This window comes from Scytonema hofmannii PCC 7110 (genome assembly GCF_000346485.2).
GTDB lineage: Bacteria > Cyanobacteriota > Cyanobacteriia > Cyanobacteriales > Nostocaceae > Scytonema > Scytonema hofmannii.
The window spans coordinates 9,577,900-9,603,887 of record NZ_KQ976354.1 but is presented as its reverse complement, the minus strand read 5'-3'; the positions used below and the strand labels follow the sequence as shown (position 1 = coordinate 9,603,887).

Annotated in this window: 23 protein-coding genes; 16 read left to right on the top strand and 7 right to left on the bottom strand. The window is 41.4% G+C overall.

Annotation, left to right across the window (positions count from 1 at the left end):
* Positions 1-3 precede the first annotated feature (3 nt).
* Positions 4-2,529, top strand: coding sequence for an AAA-type ATPase lid domain-containing protein (locus tag WA1_RS40450; RefSeq protein ID WP_017742721.1), 2,526 nt, complete (start codon positions 4-6; stop codon positions 2,527-2,529).
* Positions 2,530-2,596: 67 nt separating this feature from the next.
* Entirely contained in the window at positions 2,597-3,775 is a 1,179-nt protein-coding gene (locus WA1_RS40445) for a low temperature requirement protein A (protein ID WP_017742720.1), read from the top strand.
* 258 nt (positions 3,776-4,033) lie between these two features.
* On the opposite strand, the gene WA1_RS57660 is transcribed toward WA1_RS40445, so the two are convergent.
* Positions 4,034-4,198: a hypothetical protein gene (locus WA1_RS57660; RefSeq protein ID WP_017742719.1), complete on the bottom strand. Its 165-nt coding sequence runs from the start codon at positions 4,196-4,198 to the stop codon at positions 4,034-4,036.
* Positions 4,199-4,338: 140 nt separating this feature from the next.
* Between WA1_RS57660 and WA1_RS40440 the strand changes: the two genes are divergently transcribed.
* Positions 4,339-5,286: a HipA domain-containing protein gene (locus tag WA1_RS40440; protein ID WP_017742718.1), complete on the top strand. Its 948-nt coding sequence runs from the start codon at positions 4,339-4,341 to the stop codon at positions 5,284-5,286.
* Positions 5,283-6,047 carry an HIRAN domain-containing protein gene (locus tag WA1_RS40435; protein WP_017742717.1) on the top strand — a complete coding sequence of 255 codons (765 nt, stop codon included), beginning with the start codon at positions 5,283-5,285 and terminating at the stop codon, positions 6,045-6,047. Before WA1_RS40440 ends, WA1_RS40435 begins: the two co-directional genes overlap by 4 nt.
* Before the next feature lie 319 nt (positions 6,048-6,366).
* Here the strand turns inward: WA1_RS40435 and WA1_RS40430 are convergent, their stop codons facing one another.
* On the bottom strand, positions 6,367-6,867 hold the full coding sequence (locus WA1_RS40430) for a hypothetical protein (protein WP_017742716.1): 501 nt from the start codon (positions 6,865-6,867) through the stop codon (positions 6,367-6,369).
* Positions 6,868-7,045: 178 nt separating this feature from the next.
* Here WA1_RS40430 and WA1_RS40425 point away from each other — a divergent pair, with 178 nt between their 5' ends.
* Positions 7,046-8,737 carry an NAD-binding protein gene (locus WA1_RS40425; RefSeq protein WP_017742715.1) on the top strand — a complete coding sequence of 564 codons (1,692 nt, stop codon included), beginning with the start codon at positions 7,046-7,048 and terminating at the stop codon, positions 8,735-8,737.
* Positions 8,738-8,870: 133 nt separating this feature from the next.
* Here WA1_RS40425 and WA1_RS40420 read toward each other — a convergent pair whose 3' ends face one another.
* Complete coding sequence (locus WA1_RS40420; RefSeq protein ID WP_272819331.1) at positions 8,871-10,070, bottom strand: RNA-guided endonuclease InsQ/TnpB family protein; 1,200 nt, start codon at positions 10,068-10,070, stop codon at positions 8,871-8,873.
* Between the two features lie 469 nt (positions 10,071-10,539).
* Here WA1_RS40420 and mutT point away from each other — a divergent pair, with 469 nt between their 5' ends.
* Positions 10,540-10,965: an 8-oxo-dGTP diphosphatase MutT gene (mutT, locus tag WA1_RS40415; protein WP_033334963.1), complete on the top strand. Its 426-nt coding sequence runs from the start codon at positions 10,540-10,542 to the stop codon at positions 10,963-10,965.
* A gap of 70 nt (positions 10,966-11,035) precedes the next feature.
* Here the strand turns inward: mutT and WA1_RS40410 are convergent, their stop codons facing one another.
* Complete coding sequence (locus WA1_RS40410) at positions 11,036-12,223, bottom strand: histidine kinase (protein ID WP_017742712.1); 1,188 nt, start codon at positions 12,221-12,223, stop codon at positions 11,036-11,038.
* A gap of 783 nt (positions 12,224-13,006) precedes the next feature.
* Between WA1_RS40410 and WA1_RS40405 the strand changes: the two genes are divergently transcribed.
* The 6 genes from WA1_RS40405 (at position 13,007) to WA1_RS40385 (ending at position 18,497) form a co-directional block, all read left to right on the top strand.
* Positions 13,007-14,188 carry a glycosyltransferase family 4 protein gene (locus tag WA1_RS40405; RefSeq protein ID WP_017742711.1) on the top strand — a complete coding sequence of 394 codons (1,182 nt, stop codon included), beginning with the start codon at positions 13,007-13,009 and terminating at the stop codon, positions 14,186-14,188.
* Between the two features lie 71 nt (positions 14,189-14,259).
* On the top strand, positions 14,260-15,678 hold the full coding sequence (locus tag WA1_RS40400) for an S-layer homology domain-containing protein (RefSeq protein WP_017742710.1): 1,419 nt from the start codon (positions 14,260-14,262) through the stop codon (positions 15,676-15,678).
* Positions 15,679-15,820: 142 nt separating this feature from the next.
* Positions 15,821-16,288, top strand: coding sequence for a CBS domain-containing protein (locus WA1_RS40395; RefSeq protein WP_017742709.1), 468 nt, complete (start codon positions 15,821-15,823; stop codon positions 16,286-16,288).
* Between the two features lie 100 nt (positions 16,289-16,388).
* Entirely contained in the window at positions 16,389-17,054 is a 666-nt protein-coding gene (nblB, locus tag WA1_RS40390; RefSeq protein WP_017742708.1) for a phycobilisome degradation protein NblB, read from the top strand.
* Positions 17,055-17,343: 289 nt separating this feature from the next.
* Positions 17,344-17,478, top strand: coding sequence for a hypothetical protein (locus tag WA1_RS60795; protein WP_272819330.1), 135 nt, complete (start codon positions 17,344-17,346; stop codon positions 17,476-17,478).
* A gap of 263 nt (positions 17,479-17,741) precedes the next feature.
* Positions 17,742-18,497, top strand: coding sequence for an LEVG family PEP-CTERM protein (locus tag WA1_RS40385; protein WP_017742707.1), 756 nt, complete (start codon positions 17,742-17,744; stop codon positions 18,495-18,497).
* A 151-nt stretch (positions 18,498-18,648) separates the two neighbouring features.
* Here the strand turns inward: WA1_RS40385 and WA1_RS40380 are convergent, their stop codons facing one another.
* The 3 genes from WA1_RS40380 to rpaB form a co-directional block, all read right to left on the bottom strand.
* Complete coding sequence (locus tag WA1_RS40380) at positions 18,649-19,167, bottom strand: DUF456 domain-containing protein (RefSeq protein WP_017742706.1); 519 nt, start codon at positions 19,165-19,167, stop codon at positions 18,649-18,651.
* Between the two features lie 82 nt (positions 19,168-19,249).
* A complete protein-coding gene (locus tag WA1_RS40375) occupies positions 19,250-19,876 on the bottom strand; it encodes a cofactor assembly of complex C subunit B (protein ID WP_017742705.1) in 627 nt (208 codons plus the stop codon).
* 76 nt (positions 19,877-19,952) lie between these two features.
* Positions 19,953-20,681 (bottom strand): response regulator transcription factor RpaB, encoded by a 729-nt coding sequence (gene rpaB / locus WA1_RS40370; protein WP_017742704.1) that lies wholly within the window; start codon positions 20,679-20,681, stop codon positions 19,953-19,955.
* 163 nt (positions 20,682-20,844) lie between these two features.
* On the opposite strand from rpaB, the gene radA reads away from it, so the two are divergent.
* The 4 genes from radA (at position 20,845) to WA1_RS40350 (ending at position 25,760) form a co-directional block, all read left to right on the top strand.
* Positions 20,845-22,395, top strand: a complete 1,551-nt coding sequence (radA, locus tag WA1_RS40365) for a DNA repair protein RadA (protein ID WP_017742703.1) — start codon at positions 20,845-20,847, stop codon at positions 22,393-22,395.
* A 99-nt stretch (positions 22,396-22,494) separates the two neighbouring features.
* Positions 22,495-23,226: a Uma2 family endonuclease gene (locus tag WA1_RS40360; RefSeq protein ID WP_017742701.1), complete on the top strand. Its 732-nt coding sequence runs from the start codon at positions 22,495-22,497 to the stop codon at positions 23,224-23,226.
* Positions 23,227-23,228: 2 nt separating this feature from the next.
* Complete coding sequence (locus WA1_RS40355; RefSeq protein WP_017742700.1) at positions 23,229-24,116, top strand: phosphate/phosphite/phosphonate ABC transporter substrate-binding protein; 888 nt, start codon at positions 23,229-23,231, stop codon at positions 24,114-24,116.
* Positions 24,117-24,431: 315 nt separating this feature from the next.
* The gene (locus WA1_RS40350; protein WP_017742699.1) at positions 24,432-25,760 is read left to right on the top strand and encodes a serine/threonine-protein kinase; all 1,329 of its coding nucleotides are present in this window, start codon (positions 24,432-24,434) and stop codon (positions 25,758-25,760) included.
* Positions 25,761-25,988 lie beyond the last annotated feature (228 nt).

Here is a 25,988-nt window from a genome sequence, read left to right as displayed (position 1 = left end):
ATTATGGCATCTACAGAAATATTAATATGGCTACAAGAACGCACGGCTTTGGGAATTCTTTCTCCTGAGTCCTTGAATGCATTATCCGAAGTTATAGAAGAAAAAGTTTTTCCAGCAAATTATCGTTTGATGACTGAAGAGTCCCCTCCAGAAGCCCTGTATATTTTGCAACAAGGTCAGTTGGAAAGCGATAGTACTAATAAAACGAACCCATCATTAGCTGTTGGTTTTCTCCCTGGAGCAGTGATTAACCTACAAGAACTGCTGTTAGATGAATTGACTCAGCGCACAATTATAACAATCACAGAATGCCACTTGTGGATTCTACCTGCTGCTAAATTTCGGGAAATAGTGACTCAATATCCAGAAATTGCTCAGGCTGTTTCTCGCCAAATGGCTCAAGAAGTGGCTCATCTCACATCTGCCCTTAACTACGAACAAGAACGTTCTGTTGCCTTACGACCTTATTTAGTCACTAAAGCACAGCGTGGAATTGTGGGGACAAGTCGTTATGCAGTCCGGTTGCGGGAAGAAATTAGACAAGCGGCGGGCGATCGCAAATCGGTCTTGATTTTTGGTGAACCGGGTTTAGAAAAGGACAATATAGCCGCCCTCATTCATTTTGGTTCCTCATATCGGCGAGAACCTATTATTAAAGTTAACTGTGGAATTCTGCAAACGAGTGGTGCTGATTTATTTGGTCGTTATGGAGGCAAACCAGGATTGTTGGAATGGCTCGGAGAAGGTACCTTAGTTCTCAACAACATCCAAGAAACTCCGACCGAGTTATTACCAGTATTAGCTAATTTATTACAAACATCCCAGTATAGCCCCGTCACTCGTTCGGGAGAACCACCTGCTGAACCTCGTGCTACCCGTGCTCGTATTTTGATTGTTGCCGAAAAAATTCAGCCAACTATTGAGCGTGCTGTAGGTCAAGTTATTAAAGTTCCACCGCTACGTGTACGGAAAACTGATATCAAAGCGCAGGTAGAATATTACATCAGTCTTTACACCAGTGCAAGAGGAATTTCAAAGCCAAAAGTGACACCAGAAGCCTTACGACGCTTGCAATCCTATGATTTTCCCGGAAATCTTAAGGAACTGCAAAACCTTGTGGAACGGGCGATCGTGCAAGCAGGAGAGGCAAAAGCACTAACAGAAGAAATTTTCTGGTCGGCTCAAACAAAGAAAAAAGAATTTCGAGTCAATCTTTTAAATGCCTATCCCAATTTGCGAAAATTTCTCCGCAGTCCTTGGTGGCCCGATCGCATTAATTATGGTTTTACTTTGATTGCCTTTGCTTTTACCGTTGCCGTGCTTTTTGTTGGTCCGCAAACACGCGATCGCAATTTTGCCCTAAATTTATTCTGGGCTTGGTGGTGGCCATTTTTCCTGCTAGCATTTCCCTTTTTAGGTCGTATTTGGTGCGCTGTTTGTCCCTTCATGATTTATGGAGAAGTCACCCAGAAACTTTCCTTATGGCTGTTTCCCCGACAACTAAAACGCTGGCCCAGAGAGCAAGCAGAAAAATGGGGAGGATGGTTTATCTTCGGATTATTTACTTTAATTTTTTTATGGGAAGAACTTTGGAAATTGGAAAATACGGCTTATCTTTCTGGTTGTTTGCTGTTATTAATCACTGCAGGCGCAGTGATTTTCTCAATTCTTTTTGAAAGGCGTTTTTGGTGTCGATATCTTTGCCCTATTGGTGGAATGAATGGTTTGTTTGCCAAACTTTCCATGACAGAATTGCGAGCACAACAAGGAATTTGTTCCGCAACGTGTACGACATATCAGTGCTATAAAGGCGGACAACAAAAAGGCGAAGGTATGGAAAGTGGGGGGTGTCCCTTGTACTCTCACCCAGCACAGTTAGAAGATAACAGAGATTGCGTATTGTGCATGACTTGTCTGAAGGCTTGTCCCCATCGTTCCGTTGAATTGAATTTACGTCCTCCCGGAATGGAACTGTGGACAACTCATATACCCCGTTCTTATGAAGTCGCATTGTTATTTTTACTATTAGGAGGTATATATCTCCACCGTTTACCGGAGTTGAAATCTTGGTTGGGGTTACATTTCGACCTCACACAGTTTCTACCCCACTTAGGTTTATCACTGTTTGCTTTAGTGATTCCCATTGTTATTCCCTTTGCAGCATATGGTTTGTCTCGTGTTGGTTCTCAACTCAAGCCAAGACCATTTATCGAACTAGCATACGGTTATCTACCACTCGTGCTTGGTGGTAACTTAGCCCATTACCTGCGCTTGGGTTTAGCAGAAGGAGGACGTATTTTACCCGTCACTTTTGCAACTTTTGGTCTCAATGGGGAACAGCTACCTATATTAGTTGCACATCCAGCAGTGATTGCTTTTCTACAGGGCAGTACTTTGATTTTTTCAGTAATTTTAACTATAATACTCACACAAAAAATTGCCCGTCAACCCATGCGATCGCTATTTTGGCAACATTTAGCAGCGATTGGACTAGCTGCAAGTTTATGGGCGATTATTGTTGATAGATAGTTGTTAGTGGTTAGTTGTTAGTTGTTAACCGCTAACTACTAACCACTAACCACCAACCACTAACAATATGAATTTTTTAGACCCGCCACGTTTACGTATAGGTGAAGAGAGCGAAGAAGAACGACGCGCCACATGGCTGGAGCTGTTTTACGATTTAGTATTTGTCGTAGCAGTTTCTCAACTCGCCCATTATCTCCACGAACATATTTCTTTGTCAGGCTTGATAGGGTTTGTTGTTTTATTTATACCAGTTTGGTGGTCGTGGATTGGTACTACTTTCTACGCAAATCGCTTTGATAGCGATGACATTGGAAGGCGACTGCTAGTAGGTTTGCATATGGCTACAGCAGCAGCAATGGCTGTCAACATACATCACGGATTGGATAAAACCTCTGCTGGTTTTGCGATCGCCTATGCGCTTGGACGTATCGTGCTTGTAATTGAATACACTCGTGCTGGACAGCATATTCCCGCAGCACGTCCTCTCACAAATCGTTTTGCTTCAGGTTTTGCCATAGCTGCTTTTTGCTGGTTGGTATCAGCATTTTTACCATCTCCTTGGCGTTTTGCACTTTGGGGGGTGGGACTTATTATTGACTTTGCGACACCCATAACAGCAAGCAAATTGCAGCTTCAATTACCACCCCATCCCTCTCACTTACCAGAACGTTTCGGACTATTTACAATTCTTGTTTTGGGTGAAGCCATTATCGCCGTGGTAAATGGTGTCTCTCAAAAGAATTGGCAAATTTCCACAGCAATGACTGCTGTTTTAGGATTGTGTACTGCTTTCAGCTTGTGGTGGGTGTATTTTGATAACCTTGGTGGTACACCCATTCGACGAACTAAGACAGAGGGAAGATCGGTTCTTATCAATATTTGGCTGTATACTCATCTACCTCTCGTGATTGGTATTGCTGCTACTGGAGTTGCAGTAGAACTAGTACTATTAAGCAATCCTGAGGTTGGACTACCTGATAATATTCGTTGGCTATTGTGTGGTTCTCTAGCACTTTGTTATTTATCTCTAGCTGTTCTTCACCGCCTTGGTGTCATCCTTTATTGTAAAATTCGTACTAAGTACCGAGTTGGGGCTGCATTTGTTTTACTAGCAATTGCATTTCTGAGCAAAGGCTTATTACCTATAGCTGTCATGGGACTTGTCACTGTAGTTTGTGTTGTACAAGTCGTACAAGATGTATTGCAAAGCCGTCCTACAACTCGGCTAGTCGATCCAGAAATTTAGATCGGGCAAAGGCATTAAGATATCAAGAAACTCTTTGTATCTTCTCCTGTTCCTGGGCTTCGGAACTTCCAAATTAAAAATCTCCAAAATTTTTTTGTGGTGCGGGCTTCTAGCCTGCCCAAGTGTAGAACAGGCGTCCCCGCCCTTTTTTGTGCTGTTTGCACTCTATCGTTTGTGCAAGTAATTGAATAGACACAATCGCAATAGAGGTAAATTACTCTGGTATTTTGACGACGGTGAAAATCAAAGAACAAAAAATTAGTTCTTATCTGATTTTTCTATCGGAAAGTAGTCTTCTACAAAGTACTTCAGGTTAATCAGGAGAATTGGAGACAGTATTACAGCTAACACTGCGACAATTACCCATTGATGCTCTTGTACGAATGGAAGGTCATTGAGTATCAATTCAATCAGTTTTCGCATTTGTTTAATTCCTTGTTTATTTGTTGTAATTCATCATATTGCTATACTTCCTATAGTCACAATAGATTCAATCGGTACAACGAACTCACAAAAGCTGAAGCAATTAATGTTAGTGATATGTACCACCTATTAAATTGCAAATGGTAGAGAAGTTTCTTATAATTAGAGTCCCGTCAGATGTTTCTCAGTATACTGAGGAAATAGGAACTAGAGAAAAGTTCTGGTTTCGTAATGAGGAGGGACGTTTATATTTATATAAGAAAATTAGGTACAACACTCTAAATAATGGGACAGAAAAAATTCCAACAGGTGAAGACTGGGCAGAGAAGATAGCGTCTGAATTATGCGAGATGCTAGAACTACCTCATGCTGAGTACCATCTGGCAACATCCGATGGTGAACGCGGAGTCATTACACCAAGTTTTTTACCGGAACAGGCAAGTCTAATCGCTGGTAATGAAATCCTTTCTGGATTATTACCGGATTATCCAATAAACCAAAAATACGGTGTGTTTCAACACACGATTAACAACGTATTCAATGCCATTAAACATAACTCAGTAAATTTGCCTATAAATTGGATACCACTAAAGGGAATCAGTAATGCAGAGGAAACATTTGTTGGCTATTTACTTCTAGATGCTTGGGTGGGGAATAGCGATCGCCACCATGAAAACTGGGCATTTGTCAGTTTAAATGGCTTGACCTATCTAGCACCAACCTATGACCATGCTTCTTGCCTTGGTCGCAACGAGTCAGATGAAAAACGAAAACAAAGACTGATTACAAAAGACACTGGCTTTTCTGTCCAAGCATATGTCACAAACTGCAAGTCTGCCTTGTATGCTAAAGATAGTGACAAGAAACCCCTTAAAACTTTTGATGCATTTTGTGAAGCGCTACAACGCTATCCGAATGCCGCTAGAGTATGGTTAAATCATCTTGACAAGGTGTCGAATAATGATATTTTAAAACTTTTTCAACGTATCCCTACAGTAATCATCTCAGAAACAGCAATTGAGTTTGCATTGAAAATATTGGAAATTAATCAAAGCAGGCTGCTAAAGTTGCGGAAAACCCTACCATGAAAACATTATTTTTAGCTTGGCAAGATCCAAATAGCCGCGCTTGGTTCCCTATTGGTCGGTTAACATTTGATGGGGAGAAGTATCAATTTGTTTATACTAGTGGTGTATTAGAAGCTCAGTCTAAGTCTGGCTTCCAACCAATATTTTCATTCCCAGATTTTTATAAGGTGTACACATCTATAGAACTGTTTCCCTTGTTCTCTAATCGATTAATGCGACGTTCTCGTCCAGAATATAAGGATTTTGTTCAGTGGTTAAATATTCCTCAACACTCAGACGACCCAATTACCATTCTATCTCGTAGCGGAGGGCAAAAGGTAACGGATCATTATGAAGTTTTCCCCTGTCCTGAACCTGATGAGAATGGCTTATATCATATTCACTTCTTTATACATGGACTGCGGCATCTCCCACCTTGCTCAATCGAACGTATCAGTAGATTAAAACCCAGAGATATGTTGTGGTTGGCTCACGAGGCTCAGAATTCATATGATTCTAATGCATTAACTCTACACACAGAAGATCATTATATTTTGGGCTATTGCCCCCGTTATATTGCACGCGATGCTTTGGAATTGCTGCGACACAATCCAAAACTTATACACGTTCAGGTTGAGCGCATTAATTCTGCTCCAACACCGCTTCAATTTCGTTTGTTATGTAACATGACGGCTTCATGGCATGATGATTTTCGCCCATTTTCTAGTTTTAATTATCAGCCAATCATAACTGACAACCTATCCGCCCTTAGTTTTGATTGATAAGGTGATGACACCTAAATAAAAATTTTCTCATTAATTGTTCATCTTCTTTTCATGCACGTATTGAATAGTTCTTCTTGGTACTCAGAAATACCTCACCCCGTTTCTCGGCTATATGGTTCGAGAAAAGCAAAATATCCATCACGAAGACAAAACGGCTAGATCTGCTATATTCCCTCTCTCGTCATGGAAAAGGGTTTTACCTAAAGATAAAGAGAAATGTTTGGGTGTGGTTGATAAACGCCACACCCTATTTATTGCAACTCTTCGTGGGTAACGACTTGGTTTCCAAGCGATCGCAATGTGTTTGAAGAGTGTGCTAATCAGCAACAGCCCAACGTACAAAAGGACGAGATGTGACTACAGCTTTGTATGTAATTTCACGAGCAGGTGCATTAATTTTTCGTAAATCAATCCGAAAATATGCTTGTTTGTTTTTAAATTGGACGTTGTAGAAGGTCAATTCTTGATTTTGTGTTTGACCGATACAAGAAGCATAATTAATACGTAAAGGTGATACAAATTCAACAAATTGTTTGTTATTAGATGAAACTAACTTAGTTGAATCAGCAAATGCTTTTGTATCTGCAACTACTGTGTGTTCTGCACCACCTTCAAAGGGGAGCAAAAACCACCACAATCCAACTGATTGGGGACAGGTTCCAGAGATGCGCTGTACTTTCATTGTGACGTTGGGCGCAGATAACGGTCTTGATTCTGTTTGTGGTTGTTGAGTTTGTGCTGTGGCAGATATTATTTCTGTTACCAAGAAAGTACATAAAATTCCGAAAAAAGCTGTTATTTGAGCTAAGTTTTTCACAATCGGTAATTTCTAAAAAGAATGCTAGTACAAACTTAATTGACTTTTTAAATCCGATAAAAGTGCCTGAAAATCTAGGATTATCGTGTTGTTGACTACAGTTCAAACTGAGAGAATTCGGCAAGAATGTAAATTAGTATTAAAAATGCAGCTTTCCTGTCAGTCATGCTGCCCATTCATGAAACCTCGAATTATTGTCTGTGGCTTAGGACGAACCGGATATAAGGTCTTTCGTTTGCTGAGACAGCAGGGGGCGCTAGTCGTCGGCATTCATCACCAACATATTCCGAGCGAAACAGCAGGAGATGTGATTGTTGGTGAGTTGCTTGCAGCTAGCACTCTGATTGCCGCCGGAATTCAGCAAGCGCACACGGTAGTCATTGCCGGACCTGATGATGAACTGAATTTGGCGATTATGATGCAAGCGCGGGTGTTAAATCCACGCATTCGCATTATCAATCGCTTCTTTAACACAAGTTTGGGCGAACGGCTAGATCACACCGTGCCAAATCACTGGAGTATGAGTGTTGCGGGTTTGGCAGCACCAGTCTTCACGTTTGCGGCTTTGGGTAACAAAGCGATCGGCCAAATCAAGCTTTTTGGACACACTTGGCCCATCCATGAAGAATTGATTGACGAACACCACCCCTGGCGGGGTTGTAAGTTGAGCGATTTGTGGAATGAGCGATCGCGACTCCTCATTTACTATCTGCCTGTGGAAGGTGAGGTGGATTTAGTCACGGCGGTGGCATCACAGCAAGAGTTGAAGGTGGGCGATCGCCTCATCGTCGGAACCCAACCGTGCATACGTCCCGCCCGTAAATCCCTCATTGCAAAACTGCTAAAAGTCCTCACCAATCTCCGGCATTTTAAACAACATGCTCAATCCGTATTAGTCGGTGCTTTAGTTCTATTATTTATTATTCTGGTTGCCACACTCACTTACGTGTCCGCCGAGCTAAAAATATCTGTCGTTGATGCTCTGTATTTTTCAGTAGGTATAATTACTGGTGCAGGTGGTAATGATGCATTAATAGGACAAGCTCCTATCAGTATTAAGTTATTTACTGTTGTGATGATGTTAATCGGAGCCGCAGTATTTGGTATTTGGTATGCGTTGCTCAACGATTTTATTTTAGGAACGCGCTTCAAGCAATTTTGGGATGCAGCACGAGTTCCTCACCGCAATCACTACATTATTTGTGGCTTGGGGGGTATCGGTATAAAAATTGTCCAACAACTGCATAATAGCGGGCATGAAGTTGTCGTGATTGAGCGCGATACTAACAACAAATATGTCAACACTGCTCGTGGATGGGGTATTCCCGTTATCCATGCTGATGCTAGCTTTCCTGCAACACTAAAAACCAGCAATATGGAAACGGCTGCAGCATTGTTGGCTATGACAGGGAATGATGCGACTAATCTGGAAATTGCTCTGAAAGCCAAAGGATTAGCACCCAAAGTGCCAGTCATTGTCCATTATGCAGATCCTGACTTTGCAGGTGTGGCGCAACAGGTATTTGACTTTGAAGCAGTTCTCTGTCCTGCGGAACTAGCAGCCCCAGCCTTTGCTGCTGCTGCACTCGGTGGAAAAATACTTGGTAATGGTATTACAGGAGATAGTCTTTGGGTCGCTTTTGCAACTTTGATTACACCCGCACATCCTTTTTGTGGTTTGCGAGTCAGAGAAGCGGCTATGTCCGCCGATTTTGTTCCTTTATATTTGGAAACAAACTCCCAAACCATTCACGGTTGGGATTTATTAGAAACAAGCTTGAGTGGAGGGGATATTTTGTACCTTACGATGCCAGCCACAAGACTGTATCAGCTGTGGCGCAATACTCCATCACAAGCCATGGCAAGTTAGAAGAAATTGGTAATGTTGCTAACTCGGACTCGTTAAATGTATATTCATTATACAGCAATATAGTTTCAGTTTACATAGTCCAATATAGACAGACTACTACACCTGAGTTTAAGCAACACCTTTTTTATCATTTTCACAATAGAACAAAGGTGTTAAACGCCAAAGGATGTACTACCAGACATCCCCTATCCCTCTCTACAATCTCTTGTAAACAATTAAAAGAGTTTGGGATTACTTTTCTGGCTATGTTAAACGCGCCATTTACATCAGCGTGAATTCTCAAACCATCTTTACTAACATACCACGCACGTTGTACCCGTTTGCCAGAGAATTTATGTTTTACCTTGTTGTTAGGGTCAAATGTTGGGATGATGTCCCAATCAATCAGTGAAGACTTGCTCGTGTAGCTCTCTTCACCAACCTTAACGGTGATGCCAACTTTTTCTAACTTGTAAGTCAGCATCTCGATAAATTTAGCATGCGGTACGCTATTAAAAGCTTGGTTATTTCTTTTGCCAATATTAAGAGATGTTTTCCATTGTTCATTTTTCCCTATAGCTACTAGCCGTACTCCTTGTTTTACCATCTCATCAACTATCATTTTCGTTGAGGAGTGTAAATAGCTTTCGACAAAGTTATTGCGGTTACGAACAATGTTTTGAATTCGCCTAGATGTCCGTTGACCTATGGCAAGAAAACCTCGGAATTTAGCTACCTGCTTATTGTAAAACTGGTTAGCTGATTTTAAAGGTTTACCATTTACCGCTATTGGTTGTATGGTCGGGTCACTAAAAACTATCGTTGCTAGATTATCTAACCCTAGATCAATAGAGGCTGCTAACTCTGGATTGAGACTACAGAAAAATTCTGGATTGTCTGGAACATCATAAACCACCTCTATCACAAAACAGCCAGTTAATGGTACTATTCTCACTTCACACAAGTCTGAAAATTTTAACCCTGGTCTTACTGGTATCCTAATTGGAGACATTGAAGGAACAATATAGCCACCCTTGAACTCTTTTTTCCCAATAGCTTGGTAATTAAACTTGACCAGGTTTTTCTCGTCAATATAACTAGGCGGTTTTGGGCAACCAGTAAACTTGTTTGGGTCTAATTTGTAAGCTGACATTGCTTTGAAGTAAGCCGACCATGCATCAGCGTTCTGTTTTAACACCAGTTGAGCAACTTTTGCAGGCATTGCCCCGTAATTGCTATTTGATTTAAACATGACGTCTAACGTGCCACCAGACTGCGTACCCCAGCCATAAAAGAAACCTTGGCGTTGTGTAAATTGAGCCGCATTGTAAAGTTGGCGAGATGCGTTAGTCATCTCCTCACAATAAGGAAACCACTCGTGATTGTGTTTAATTGTGTGCTTTTCTACGTTTTGCATCTTCACAACTGACAAAGGGGGAACTTCGACCTCGAACTATTCTAAGATATTTCAGTATATTTATTGATTAAATCAAACTTTCCTTCCTGGCATTGCCCCGGTGAATGTACGGTGTCTTTGGTAACTGAATCCCACATTCACAAGGGAAAATGATTGGACAATGCGTGACCGTCAACCCTGGCGGAATAGGGTGAGCGTCAAGCGTTCGCAGTCCCTGTGTCTAGTTGCTTTGTGGGGTATGGAATCTTAAGAGCTTTCAAGTATCTCCATGCTGTCCCTTGCGGAAATACCTATTGCTTTTGCGTAGTCCCCAAGTTTCATGTCATGTTTATCCTCGGCTTGATGCTACATGACTAGATTTTACTATATTATGATTAAAGTTTTCTCATACTTAAAAAGTCTAGTAATGGTTAGTTTTGTCCAGAAATTAGATGACAGTTCCAAACCCCATAAAATCATCGGTGTTGCCATAATCAAAAATGACTCAGGACAAATTTTAATCGATCGCCGACGTCTAGAGGGAGTCATGGGGGGTTTGTGGGAATTTCCTGGAGGTAAAGTTGAGCCAAATGAGACAGTGTCTGAGTGCATCAAACGCGAAATACAAGAAGAATTGGGGATTGAAATTGAGGTTGGCAAACATTTAGTGACAATTAACCACACCTACACTCACTTACGAGTGACTCTTACAGTTCATGAATGTCGCTATCTTTCAGGTATTCCGCAACCCCTTGAGTGTGATGAAGTCCGTTGGGTGAGTGTAGGTGAGTTGGAAACATTTACTTTTCCCGAAGCCAATCTTCAAATTATTGAGGTTTTGAGGAAGGGTTAGTTGTTAGTTGATAGTTGTTAGTTGTTGGTTGTTAGTCGCTCTCCACTAACCACTAACTACTAACCACTAACTAATTTGGATACACTGGTAATGTAAAGTGGAACCATGCTCCACCTTCAGGAGCAGCATCTACCCAAATTTGACCGTAGTGTGCTCGGATAACGCGCTGACACAAACACAAACCAATTCCGTAACCTTCGATGGTTTCATCTCTTTCTAAGCGGAAGTGATTTTCAAAAATGCGTTCTCGATTTTCTTCGGGAATACCGGGACCGGTATCACCAACACTAAATTGAACTTTTTGAGTTGTACGGTGCAGTCCGGAGACGGCAATAGTACCGCCTTCAGGAGTATATTTAATGGCATTGTCCAACAAATTCATCAGCACTTGCCGTATGCGTTCTGGATCGGCATAGACGTTGGGTAAGTCTTTCGGGATGTCTTTTGTCAGAGTATGAGATTTTGCTGTGTAGCGATCGCGTAACTCTTCTAGTACCTCTGAACAAAGTTTGCCCAAGTCTATCTTCTGAGGTTGGATATAAAATTCCTTTTCACTGCCGCGACTGACCTGTAGAAGGTCAGTAATCATCCTGTCTATTATCTTAGTTTGGATGCGAGCTTGTTTAAATAAGTGTACCGTCATCTTTGGTGTGATGCGGTCAAAAGTACCTTGTTCCACGTTGAAGTTAGATTGTAAGGTATCTATAGCTATGGAAGTCGCAGTGAGGGGATTGCGAAGGTCGTGGGCTAACATGGCAATGACTCGGTCTTTGAACTGTAACTGTTCTTGAAGTTTTTCTTTTTCTTGTTTTAAGCGAAAGATTTCATCCGAGAGGTGTAAAAGTTCTTCTGAAACAGCTAGCGAACCGATTGTAGATTTTTTCTCCTGATTCAGACAATTGTCAACCGTATTTTCGCGTAAAGTATTTTGTAACTCTAAATACGCGTCAACAGCAGCTTGCCATCGAGGCCACCAAGTTTTCAATTGAGATGTAATGTTACTACCAGCCAAAATTTGTCTTGGTTCCGGATGGATTTTGATAAGAGCTGGCGTTGCTACCAGTTTAAAGTGTTCCGCCAAGTAGGGCTTTTGTCCTACATCTACGATCTGTAGTTCAAACTTACAGTCAGCCTGTAATTCTTCTAAGTATGAAAGGATTCGCTGTACCTGCTGTCTGGACTTTGGGCGTCCATCGACAAAAAGTAGCAGCTGTAGTGGAGCCTCAGAATAAATAGGCCGATTCTGGTAAAGTTGCATGTATTCGTGTTTCAGCACTGGTAACAAACCGACGACGCGTAATTGTGTTCGTAAAATTGACTGGCGGTTGTCGCTGGAATAGTCCCTCTGTTTTTTTTAATTTAATATCTATTTTAGATTCTTCATAGTCCTATCCCACACTGGTTTTTAAGATGAGATACATTCTTTTTAGCCTTCTGATTGTTTTTTGACCAGATCTTCTCCTAAAAATCACCCTTACCTCTCCTTTGAGGGCAATATTTCGCTCTTATCAACCTGTTTCGCCAAACTCAAAGGCATACTGAATATGTACTTGCTGGTTGATTGATACAAGAACTGACACTAATTTTTTCAGATGTTGCCCAGCACATATTTGCTCGCCAATAACATTCCCAAATCGGTTGCACGGAATTATTAGCGAACTCTACCCTTGTTCATCTTTAGAAGCAAAGAGCGGGTTTACTCTCAGTTTACCACCTAAGATAGTTGCTGATAACTGCCAACTATAGAGAGGAACTTAGTACGACAGCGAGAGTTAGAATTTGGGTTAATTTGAGGAAACCTTTGTTCTATCAGTTTTTTAGCCTTCCTTGTAACGTGCCATTCGGCACTTGCCCTTTCGTGGAACTAACACCTACAACTTTGATTGCTTCGTGAGTCTGTGGAATTAAACTACAGTACTGGTGCATATTTGGCCCCATCGTTTTTAAGGGAGCCAGCAATTTTTCATGGCAAACGAGACAATGTTACTTTGTTTGGTTTTTTGGGAACTATACATATATACTGCAAGACCAAGAAGTGAGTATGTCCAAAAATCCATTTCATGTTGCTGTTTTTCTCCCTTATCTAGTGGATGACAAGGTTGAAAAAGAAAAACAACTTTTGAATCTGAAGCTTTTGATCCAGCATCGCCACTATAACAATGAAATCAGCGGAGTTTTAACTTACATTAACTCAGTCATACCAGAGTTAGAAGCAAAATCTATTAAAATTAAAACCATTTCAACAAGACAAGATAATTTTCAAAAATGGTTAAGCTACGTATTTTGGGCCGATATAGTTCACATGAATTCCAATGACTTACTTTTTGCGCTTCTTTGTAAAATTTTAGGAAAAAAGATAATTATTAAATATCATTATACCTTTTACCACTCTATTCATAGCTATTATGAGCCGATGAAGTTTACACAACGGTTGAGAGAAGAATTCAAAAGGACACTGCCGAAAGCAAACTATCCTCTTAAATGGAAGTTATATACTGTTGTAAAATGGGCCAAATTGTTGACTCGTTTAACTACTACATTATTAGCTAATTCTCATATAGCTTGCAGTAATTTTTTAGGTGAATCTTGTGCTTTTCCTTGGTCAGTTTCTACGTTGTATAATCCTATTAAAATTCAGCCTCACAAGATTAGTAAAACTTTAGAAAACTTATCTAAACCTTATAAATTTATATTTGTTGGTAGATTAGATGCAGATAAAGGAGTTGATATTTTATTGAGGGCTGTACAAATTTTACAAAATGAAAATAAAGAATTTCAAGTTGCCCTCATTGGAGACGGAGGTCAAGCTCAGGAATTGAAACAGTTAGCATCCAAATTAGGAATTTTAAAGAGCGTTAGTTTTTTAGGTAAATTGCCAAATCAAGAAGCCCTTTTAGAAGTTCAGAGCGCTGTGGCTCTGATCGCTCCTTCTCGTTGGCAAGATCCAGCTCCTTATGTGGTCTTAGAAGCTTCTAGCGTTCAAACAAGCTCCATTGTCTCAAAAATGGGAGGACTGCCAGAAGTAGCTGGACCTTTCAACTGGTTTTTTGACAATGAAGATGCAAACGGATTAGCCAATTGTATGAGAGAGTGTCTGGAGAATCCAGTTGAAGCACTTCACCGAGGTTTGCTGTCCAGTCAATATGTTGCTGAGCATTTTTCTCCTAGGGGTGCGGCTGAAAAACTATTAGATATTTGTGATAAACTTTGTCCAAAAGTATAGGACTCAACATCACCGTAAATCGTCCCACTCTGCGCTACTGTAGAAATTGATCTGCTCATTTATGGTTGTCCGTGTTGCAAAGTAAACGTCCAGTTGTTGCGATAAGTGTGGCTGTTCTACTAGCTGCGTTAACAGCCTGTGCCAATAGTCCAACTGCCAAAGAAATTGAGCGGTCTTTGGCAGCAGATCCGAAGCTAAGCAGTAACCCAGTTAGTCTTGCTTCTCAAGAAGCAAGCACAAACCAACAACAGCAAACCAATCGAGCAACAGTTAACTTACCTGCTGATTTTCCCAAGGATATCCCTTTATATCCCAATGCCAATTTGCAAGAAGTGACACCACCTAGTGATGAAAAACTAGGTGCATCATCAACTCGCTGGGTGAGCATTGACCCCAGTAATATCATTGCTAGCTACTATCTCCAACAACTTCCAGCAAACAACTGGCAAATTGTACAACAGTCCAACGAGCAGGGAAATTTCATTGAGGCGCGACGCGATCGCTTGTTACTCAAAGTTTCTATTCAGCCCAAAACTGTCACTAACGCCGCACCCAATCAACCACAAACCTCAACTGAGATAGTGATTGATTATCAACCAAATTCTACAGCAATAGCACAAGCTACCCCAACTCCTACCTCCAGCCCCGAAACAACTGCAACGGAAGTTCCACAACCTAGTGAATCACAGTTTGTCGGTCCGGTGCGATCGAACGAACCAATAACGCAACCAAATACAACTTCCGAACCAACCAACATTACCGCCAACGCCACAGCAATTTCTAATCCTCAAGAATTTAGCGATTTAAGCAAAGCACCCCAAGAATTCCAAAGATACATTCGAGATTTAGCTGAGTTGGGCGTCTTATCCGTAAGCTCAAATGCTGCTAAGAGCGATCGAGGTGTTGCAACAAACCAATTTGAACCCAATAAAATTATTGCTCGACGTGAATATGCTCGTTGGCTAGTCACTGCTAACAATACTATATATGCCAGCGATCCAGCCAAACAGATTCGCTTAGCATCCTCTGGTTCTCAACCTGCTTTTAGTGATGTTCCAAAAACCGACCCAGATTTCCCAGTGATTCAGGGATTAGCTGAAGCTGGATTAATTCCCAGCCTTTTATCAGGAGATTCTACAGCAGTATTGTTTCGTTCCGGCGCACCTCTGACACGAGAACAATTGATTTTGTGGAAAGTGCCTTTGGATATACGCCAAGCCTTACCAAATGCCAATTTAGAAGCAATCAAGCAAACTTGGGGTTTTCAGGATGCTGGGAAAATAGACCCTAAAGCATTGCGAGCAATTCTGGCAGATCATCAGAATGGCGAACAATCAAATATCCGACGTGTATTTGGATACACCACACTATTTCAGCCGAAAAAGCCAGTCACTCGTGCTGAGGCAGCAGCAGTTTTGTGGTACGTTGGGACTCAAGGCGAGGGAATATCAGCTACTGAAGCATTAAATGTTAAGCGTCCACCCAATTGACACTGGTCACTGGTCACTGTTTACTGGTCACTGTTTACTGGTCACTGTTTTTGGTTAAAATGTGTGAATAGGAAGAGGGTTATTGCTACGGCAATTACATACAATGATGGCAATGAAGTAAATAGAAAGTGACAGCAAGCAAATGCCTAAAACCGTTGCCGATATCATGAGCCATAACCCAGTTGTTGTGCGACCTGAAACTCCTTTGAAGGAAGCCATTCAAATTTTGGCAGAGCGACGAATCAGCGGACTACCCGTTATAGACAATACCGGGAAATTGGTAGGCATTATCTCGGAAACAGATTTAATGTGGCAAGAAACAGGGGTGACACCTCCGGCTTACATAATGTTTCTTGACAGCGTTATCTATTTACAGAATCCCGGTACTTATGAACGTGACTTACATAAAGCATTAGGGCAAACAGTTGGCGAAGTGATGAGTCACAACCCCATCACAATTTTTCCTGACAAAACTGTAACAGAAGCAGCTAGGCTCATGCACGATCGCAATATTCACCGTCTTCCAGTACTTGACAGCGAGAGTCAAGTCATTGGTATTCTTACCCGTGGTGATATTATCCGAGCAATGGCAGCAAGTCAAGACAGTTAGTTGTTAGTTGTTAGTTGTTAGTTGTTGAATGTTTCTACCCCTAACCACTAACCACTAACCATTAACCACTAACTATTAACCACTAACCACTAACAAAAAAATGAGTACTACTCCAGAATCTGTTAAGCAAATGCTTAGCTCGCAAGATTTGGGCGATCGCTTGCGTGCAGTAAATCTCGTTCGTCAATTAGAACCATCTATAGGCTATGAGTTAATCCAAAGCGCTATAAATGACAGCAATTCTCGCGTGCGTTACTCAGCCGTCAGTCAATTGGATACCTTAGGCAATGAAAATATAGATTTAACCTTAAACGTGCTGCGCGATCGCCTTTTCAACGATCCAGAAGCTGATGTACAAGCAGCCGCAGCAGATTGTTTGGGCGCTCTTAAGCTACAGGAAGCTTTTCAAGATTTACAACAGGTTTACCGTACAAGCAAAGAATGGATTGTCCAGTTGAGCATTATTGCTGCATTAGGAGAGTTAGGAGATCCAAGAGCCTTTGAGTTGCTCAAAGAAGCACTCGCTTCCAATAATGAGCTAGTTATTACAGCTGCGATTGGTTCTTTGGGAGAGCTAGGCGATCCACAAGCAGTTCCCCTTTTAGCTCCATTTGTCACAAATCCAGATTGGCAACTTCGGTATAGACTAGCGCAAGCTCTCAGGCGTTTAGGTAGTGCAGATGCCAAACCTGTATTGGAAACTTTGGCAAAAGATGAAGTAGAAGCAGTTGCAACAGAAGCGAAAAAGTCTTTAAGCGAGTCTTAGGGACTTCCAAATAAAAAAATTTCCCAAAATTTCTTGTGGTGCGGTGCTCACAACCCCTACTCATATAGAACGGGCGAGGACGCCCGTCCCACAAGATGGGTAATTTATTGCTTGGAGGGTTTCTGTTCTAGCTTGTCTGAGCAATATGGTCGATCGCAGTTCGTCAGTCCTAAATTTTCTCAAAATTACTTAGTATTTTTTATACTTATTTTTGATCTAAAAATCCCAAAACTCAGTACAAATTCTTCCAGTAGTTTATCGGAAAACTACAGCAATTTGGAATTGATTGTTGAGTAAACAAAAAGAACTTGAGAGGTTGAGAAGCGCGATCGCAAAATATAGCTGGACTTCAACGGTTCTCTCCTATGCTGGTAAAGGCTTTAACCCCATTATGTTTTTAAGCTTAAGTAAAGACACTTGGTAGAGAATTACTTACGTAATGTAAAACAAAATTCAGTAATACTATCAACTTGAAACTTGAATGAAAGAACTCAAATCATTTTTAAGTATTAGTTATTTCTACTGACAAAAATACAATCATAAATATCAAAATCAAGATTGTATCAATTCTGCTTTTTAGACTTCTCGATTGAAAAAAAGATGGCTAAATTAGTGAATGTAAAGAGCGGGCAAAAAATTAAAACTGCTGCCCGTATTTAATAGGGCTAATCTAATCGGGAGCAAGTTATGCAAAAGTTCAATTTAGTAGCAGCAACAATTTTAGGAACAAGTTTAAGTATGGGTTTAGCTGCTGCTATGCCAGCCGCTCATGCTATTTCTTTGATTCCTCAGCAAGAAGGTGAAATCACAACCAACTTAGGTTGCGTTTCTTCTACTTGTATTGACACAACATCCATGGGCTTTAGTGTTGAAAGCTTAAATTACAACAGTCAGTTTGGAGGTAGCCGTTTATTTGTTGACAAGAATGGCACTGCAAATAGCTGGGGTTTAGGAATTAAATTCAAGGCAACAGACCTTGGCACCAATCCTGATGCTACTCAATACTGGTACCGTCCTGTTGCTATCGAGTCTGATGGTTCACTACCTGAAACTGGTCAATTAGAAGTTGGTCGTTTCTTGTTCAACTTTGACAAGGCATATGAAGAAGTGTCACTGGATTTTGTTGACGTAGAAGACAGTGGTTTCAGTGGCATTCTAGAAGTGAATGGACAAAGCATTAGCACTCTGCTTAACGCCGGACCTAACGATGGTACCCAGTCATTAACTTTGAAGAACGTCAAATCCTTTGTGATTCAAATGGGTAACCCTGGCAAAAACTACGGTATCAATAGCAGCAAATTTACCACTGGTGACGGTGTTCGGTTGTCTGGACTAGCAGCTACAAAAGCAGTACCCGAACCAACAACCACTTTGGGCTTGGGTGCAATGGCAGTAGCTGGTTTGTTGGGCTTGCGTCGTAAAAAAGCTTCTCAAATTGGTTAATTGACGTTTTGTGCAAATCGCGAATATTTCATCAATCAAAAGTCTTGATGAAATAATATAAAGCCTGTTTTCACAGGTTACTCTTTAAAAATCCGTGCTTTGAAAGTTAGTAAAAACCCGCCTTGGCGGGTTTTGTTTATTTGGTAATTTTTTAAGAACCAAAAACCTGCGGCCAAGTGGTCACAAGGAAAGTCACAACGGCTCCTATTGCCAGCAACCCTTGAATCAAATTTCCAAGTACTGTACCTACCACTATTCCAATCCCGGCTTTAATGGCAACAAGCAAGTCACGTCTGTAAAGGTACTCACCAATAATTGCCCCTAAAAGAGGTCCCAAGAACATCCCCAATAATGGCCCGCCAACAGGCAAAGTGGGTAATAACCCGAAAAAGCCTAGCAGCAATCCTACCACTGCTCCAATTTGCCCCCACTTACTAGCACCTGCTTGTTGTGCTCCTATGTAACCTGCTAAAAAATCAATTCCTATACTCAGAAGTAAAACTATAACAGTTACAATAAGCGGTATTTTTATAGCTGCAAAAGAACCACTGGCAAAGCCCCAAATAATAATTCCAATTAAAATTAAGCTTGCTCCTGGAAGGGCAGGAATAACTGCACCTGCAATACCTACAAGCATCAGAACAACGATTAAAACGTAAATAATTGTCATAAAGTTAGTGGTTAGTGGTTGGTGGTTAGTGGTTGGTGGTTAGTTGTTTTCCCATTCACTACTAACTACTAACTACTAACCACTAACCCTTTAGCGTAACAGCTAATTTATCTGCTATTCCGGCAATCCAGATTTCATCTTGTTTGGTGTAGCTTCGGGGAGCATTTGCACCTAAGATGAAGACGCCTTCTTTACCAATCGGTTGACAAATGACACCTTGAGTATTCTCTGGTAAATAATCAAATTCAATTCGTCCTGGGTAAACTTTTAAATCTACCAAATACACTGGCTTTTGTTTTTCTAGCACTCTCTTGAGTATTGCTCTGGGTACTACCTCTGATTTTTCAGCTAAAATTCCCCTGCGTAACAAAACTTTACCTTGATAATAAACAACGAGCGATCGCGTCACTGTATTAGTTAACAACAGATGCGATGCCCAGGCAAGTTCTGTTTTTACAGTTTCCGGTAAATCTGGGGCTAGGACAAAACCTTCTTCACCCACAAGTTGAACAGCATCAGGAAGTCGCGGTTGCACTTGTTGCCATAGTAAACCGATCAAAATTAATACAGCACTTAATATCACACCAAGTACATCCGCACGTGCTTGAGAATCAGTTATGTCTGGTGTCAGTAACCGATTAATCAACAGAAGCACAGCGCCTAACCCACCCACTACGATAGGCAGACGCCGCAAAAAGTCATTTGTCATTAATGGCTAGTTGTTAGTTGTTAGTTGTTAGTGGTCACTGGTCACTGGTCACTGGTCACTGGTCACTGGTCACTGTTCACTCTTCTCCTGGTTCAATTATCCGTTGAAACAAATAACCAGTGCCGCGTGCTGTCAGTATTAATTCTGGGTTACTGGGGTCGTCTTCTAATTTTGCTCGCAGGCGGGAGATATGCACGTCAACGACACGGGTGTCTACATGGCGTTCTGGTGTGTATCCCCACACTTCCTGCAAAATTTCCGAACGGGAAAAAGCTTCGCCTGAACGACTAACTAGCAGTTCTAGCAAGCTAAACTCCATGCCTGTTAAGCGAATGCGTTCGTCACCTTTGTAAACTTGCCGCTTGTTAGTGTCGATTTTAATATTGCCAACATGAATGACACCGGAACTGGGAATACCGGAAGCACCAGTTTTGTCTACTCGCCTTAGAACTGACCGAATGCGGGCTTCTAACTCTTTGGGAGAAAAGGGCTTAACTACGTAATCATCAGCACCTAACTCTAAACCCGTAATTCTATCAGCCACATCTCCCAAGGCTGTTAACATAATAATGGGTACATCAGATTCCTTGCGTAATTCTTGGCATACCCCATAGCCATCTAGCTTTGGCATCATCACGTCAAGGACGACTAGGTCTGGATCTGCTTTGCGAAACGTTTCCAACGCTTCTTCACCATCACCTGCTGTAACCACATCATAGCCAATCATAGAAAGGCGTGTTTCCAAAATCCGACGAATGCTGGCCTCGTCATCTACTACCAGAATTTTTTCTTTATGACTTTCCAAGTTTCTCAACTCTCCTTAACTAAAATTTTTCATGCTTAATTTTTAGTACCATAGTATTAAGATATCATTTCACAATTTGAATGGAAAAAACCTGCATCTACTACCATTATTGAATTTCACTTTGCTCAAAAACTTAAGCAAAAATTAAGATAAGCTATAATAAATGCCAAAGCAAAAGACATATTACGTTTGTAGTGAATGTGGCTCGGAGTCTCCTCAATGGTTTGGTAAGTGTCCGGCTTGTGGCACCTACAACTCTTTAGAAGAGCAGATGGCTATTCAGTCATCGACAGATATACCAAGTCGGCGGGTAAGTGGATGGCATCAACAGGCGGGAAACACAAAACCTACAGCTAAGCCAGCAAAAGCACGGGCTTCTCTAACATTTGACCAAATTAGCGATCGCCAAGTGACTCGTTGGGCTTCTGGCTATGAAGAACTTGATAGAGTCCTTGGTGGAGGCGTTGTCCCCGGTTCAATGGTACTTATAGGTGGCGATCCGGGAATTGGAAAATCTACTCTGCTACTGCAAGTATCAAGCGAATTGGCGCAGAGATATCGCATTCTTTACGTTTCTGGAGAAGAGTCAGGACAGCAAGTCAAACTCAGAGCCGCTCGTTTGGGTGTTTCAAAATCTCTTAGTTTAGTTAGCGATGACAATGATAACGAAAATGAAAATAGCGAAGCAGTACAAAAAATAACTCCTGAGGTAATACAATCGGCTGAGACTATAGGCGCGGATTTATATATCTTGCCAGAAACTGATTTGGAAGAGATTTTGAAGGAAATGGACTCACTCAGACCAAATGTGGCAGTTATTGATAGTATTCAAACGGTATTCTTTCCGGCTTTGACTTCTGCGCCCGGTTCTGTTGCTCAGGTACGGGAATGTACTGCAGCTTTGATGAAAGTCGCAAAGCACGAAGATATCACAATGTTAATTGTGGGACACGTGACTAAAGAAGGTGCGATCGCCGGACCAAAAGTATTGGAACACTTAGTAGATACAGTCTTGTATTTTGAAGGTGACCGATTTGCATCCCATCGATTATTAAGAACAGTAAAAAATCGCTTTGGGGCAACGCATGAAATCGGTATATTTGAAATGGTAGATACAGGTTTGCGAGAAGTCCCCAATCCTTCAGAGTTATTTTTAGGAAATCGTGATGACCCCGCGCCCGGTACTGCCCTAGTTGTGGCTTGCGAAGGAACACGTCCTATTGTTGTTGAGTTGCAAGCTTTGGTCAGTCCTACAAGTTATCCCTCCCCCCGTCGTGCAGGTACAGGTATAGATTACAACCGCTTGGTACAAATCCTAGCAGTGTTAGAAAAGCGAGTAGGGATTCCCATGTCGAAATTAGATTCTTACGTTGCTTCCGCAGGGGGGTTGAGCGTCGAAGAACCAGCAGTCGATTTGGGAATAGCTATAGCAATCGTTGCTAGTTTCCGCGATCGCATTGTAGACCCCCGTACCGTACTCATTGGAGAAGTTGGCTTGGGGGGACAAGTGCGCTCCGTATCGCAGATGGAATTGCGATTAAAAGAAGCAGCAAAACTTGGATTTAAACGGGCGATCGTACCTAAAGGGCAAAAATATCCTAACTTTGACGACTTTGAGATTTTGCCAGTTTCCAAAGTTATAGACGCGATTATTGCAGCAATTCCACAACAAGGGCTAACAGAAGCTGACTTAGCGCCAGATGATGATGAATAAACTAGGGAGTGGGGAGTGGGGAGTAGGGAGTAGGGAGGCTAAAGCCAACCATTTAGAATCAAACATCAACAACTCTAAAAACATAGAGGAAAACCTGTTATGATAGCCGTCGCTAACCAAGACTACAAAATTACTTGGGAAAAATTACCAGATGATTATTTACTACCAGATGAACCTGTGGATAATATTAACCAACCGCCCCTTGCCGCAGCTTTAACCGAAAGTTTAGAAGTTAATGGCAGATTGCCAGAAAATGCTTTAACTCCTACTAATTACGGCATCTGTGCCACCCTAAATGATAAAGTTGCCCTCAAAGCTCCCGATTGGGCGTATATACCCAGTATTTCTGTAGCAAGAGAAGAGGTGAAGCGCAGTTATACACCGCAATTGCAAGGAGAGACACCAGCCGTTATCATGGAGTTTATCTCAGATGTGGATGGTACTGAGTATTCCGTTAAGCCAACTTATCCACCAGGGAAATGGTTTTTCTACGAGCGTATTTTAAAAGTATTGAACTACATCATTTTAGAACCAGAGACAGGCAGACTAGAAGTTTATCGATTGGATGATGCAGGACGGTATGCACTGCAAGAACCCGACGAAAACAACCGCTACCAAATACTAGAAATGAATCTTTATCTTGGTATATGGCAAGGAACCCGTGGAAATCGTACAGGTAACTGGTTACGCTGGTGGGATGAACAAGGACAAATGCTGCTTTGGGGTTCTGAATTAGCCGAACAAGAACGGCAACGAGCTGAACAAGAACGGCAACGAGCCGAACGACTTGCAGCACAGTTACGGGCAGCAGGGATAGAACCAGAAGTTTAATTATGAAAACTATTACCTGGCGGTGCTTTCTACTCATCCAGTTAAGTGTGGTTGTCTCTCTAGTTGGAGTAGGATGCCGTCCTGCTAAGGAACCCTTGACTACAGAAAGACTCACTGTAGGAGTAGTCAGTTATGGCGAACAAACAGTTTCATTAGAAAAGTACGAGCAATTCAAAAACTATCTTGCAGCGCAAACTCAGTCAATCGTAGAACTAGAACCAGCCTATAACGAATTGCAAGCTCTCGAGCAGATTCAACGGCAAAGATGGGAGATTGTATTTGCCCCTCCTGGTTTAGCAGCAATTGCTATGGGCAAAGGGCTTTACATTCCTTTATTTTCAATGGAGGGAATTAGCAGCAGACAGCGTTCTTTACTGGTAGTGCGAGATGATACACCGATTATCAAAATAGCAGATCTAGCAAATAAAACTATTGCTTTGGAATCGGTAGGTTCTGCGGCTGGTTATTATATTCCTCTCTACGATCTGTATGGATTAACTCTGGCTCAAATTCGTTTTGCGCCCACTCCTAAAACAGTACTCGAATGGCTCAATGAAGGGAGTGTAGATGCTGGCGCAATAGCTGAGAAAGATTTTGAGCTTTACAAGCAGCAATTTAGTGGAACTAAATTTAGGATTCTACACACTAGTCGATGGATTCCTCCTGCAGTTGTACTCCTAGCACCTACAGTAGAGCGTAATCGACAGCAGCAGATCCAAAAAGCAATGGAGCAAGCACCCGGTTACATAATATCAGACGCCGGTTATGTTCCTGCTGCTAAAATACCCAGCTACGATCAGTTTATTAAATTGGTGGAAAAAGTCAGACCTCTAGAAGCGCAGGTCAAACAGACACCTACTGTCTTGATTAATCCCGAAGCAATTAAATAAGAGATATTGCGATAAAAACTAGTAATCCATACTGCTTGATAGAATTCGATTGTTAGATTTGCGTATTTTATAAGAATTCGACTGATTAATTATTTAGGTTCTCTATAAGGTTCGCAAGTTCAATGAGTAGTTTCTTGCTTCAAAAGTATATTTTATTACGTGTATTCATCGAGAAACTAAGGTCTGTTGCTATGTAATTGTCTCCTAAAACTAGGATTTTCTGTTGAAGATAAGTTTTACTTGTCAAAATCATTTATGTAAAAAATAAAACTAATTGTCTTTAAAATACTGAGGTTAGGTAGGAGTGCGCGTATTATGTCTCAATCCCCCGTTATTAAACCAGAAATACCCTCTGGAACATTTATCGATAATCGCTACATCATCCAAAAACTTTTGGGACAGGGCGGATTGGGAAGAACCTATTTGGCATTTGATACGCGTCGTTTTAATGAACCGTGCGTTTTAAAAGAATTTGCTCCCACAGGTTCGGGAGAAAGTGCGCTAGAAAAATGCCGCAATTTATTTAAAAGAGAAGCTAAAATTCTCCATCAATTAGAACATCCTCAAATCCCTCGATTCTTAGCTTGTTTTGAAGGAGATGGTCGGCTGTTTTTGGTACAAGAGTTTGTTGATGGTAAAACGTACTCAGCACTATTACGAGAACGTCAAAAACTGGGACAAGTTTTTGGTGAAAGTGAAGTTGTACAGTGGCTGAAGAACCTGTTACCAATTTTGGAATATATTCACACACACAATATTATCCATAGAGATATTTCCCCTGACAACATTATGTTGCCTCAAGGAAAAGAGTTACCCGTGCTGATAGATTTTGGTGTAGGAAAGCAGATAGCTGACTTAAACGAAGTAACTAGAAATAGCCAGATAACTTTTGTTGGCAAAATGTCACTTGTAGGTAAGGTGGGATATGCTCCCCGCGAACAAATTAGCTTGGGGTTGTGTTCTCCTAGCAGCGATCTTTATGCTTTAGGTGTCACTGCAATAGTACTGCTGACAGGAAGAGATCCTTGTTTTTTAATGGATCAGTATTCTTTAGAGTGGAGGTGGGATCAATTTGCCCATGTTAGTCATACATTTGCTCAAATTCTCAATAAACTACTAGCTGATACCCCAAGACAGCGCTATCAAAACTCAAGAGAAGTTCTCACAGACTTAGCGCATCTTGGAATAGCCCAAGTATCCCCACAACCATCACCACAACTACAAGCACAAAATGAGAATTTGCCTCCCACTTTGGTGAATTATGAATTTTTGCCAGCAACCAATCGACCTTTCCAAAACCAACATCCAGAAGCCAATTTCAGTTCACTTCCGAGTCAACCACCGTTTGAAATTCCACAGCAATTTCCACAAGTTCAACCACAATCCAAATCCTATCAACCACGATACTCAACATCCCAACCTCAAGCTCCATCATCTCAAGCGCAATCCTCACTCAACCCAGCGTTTATAGAACGCTGTCAGCAAGAACTGGCTTATCACATTGGACCGATGGCAAGTCTTATAGTGGAGGAGACACTAGCCGAACATCCAAACGTCGCGCCATATCAATTTGTTGAGCTTCTAGCAAAGGAAATTCTCGACTCACAAGACGCTTTTGCCTTCAGACAGCGTTTATTTTCTTAAATTTTGGATTTTAGATTTTGGATTTTGGATTGAGAATTGAGAAAGCCTTGCCTAGAGCGCCGAGACAGTATTCAAAAAGGAGGCAAAAAACCCGGTTTCTTGAAGAAACCGGGTTTCTCATTTTTTCTTAACCGAGCAGTACTGGCTCAACTATTCGTTGCATTCTTTTTTCCAATTGGAAAGAGCAGTTAGTAGTTAGTAAAATAATTAACCACTCTTTTCATAGGG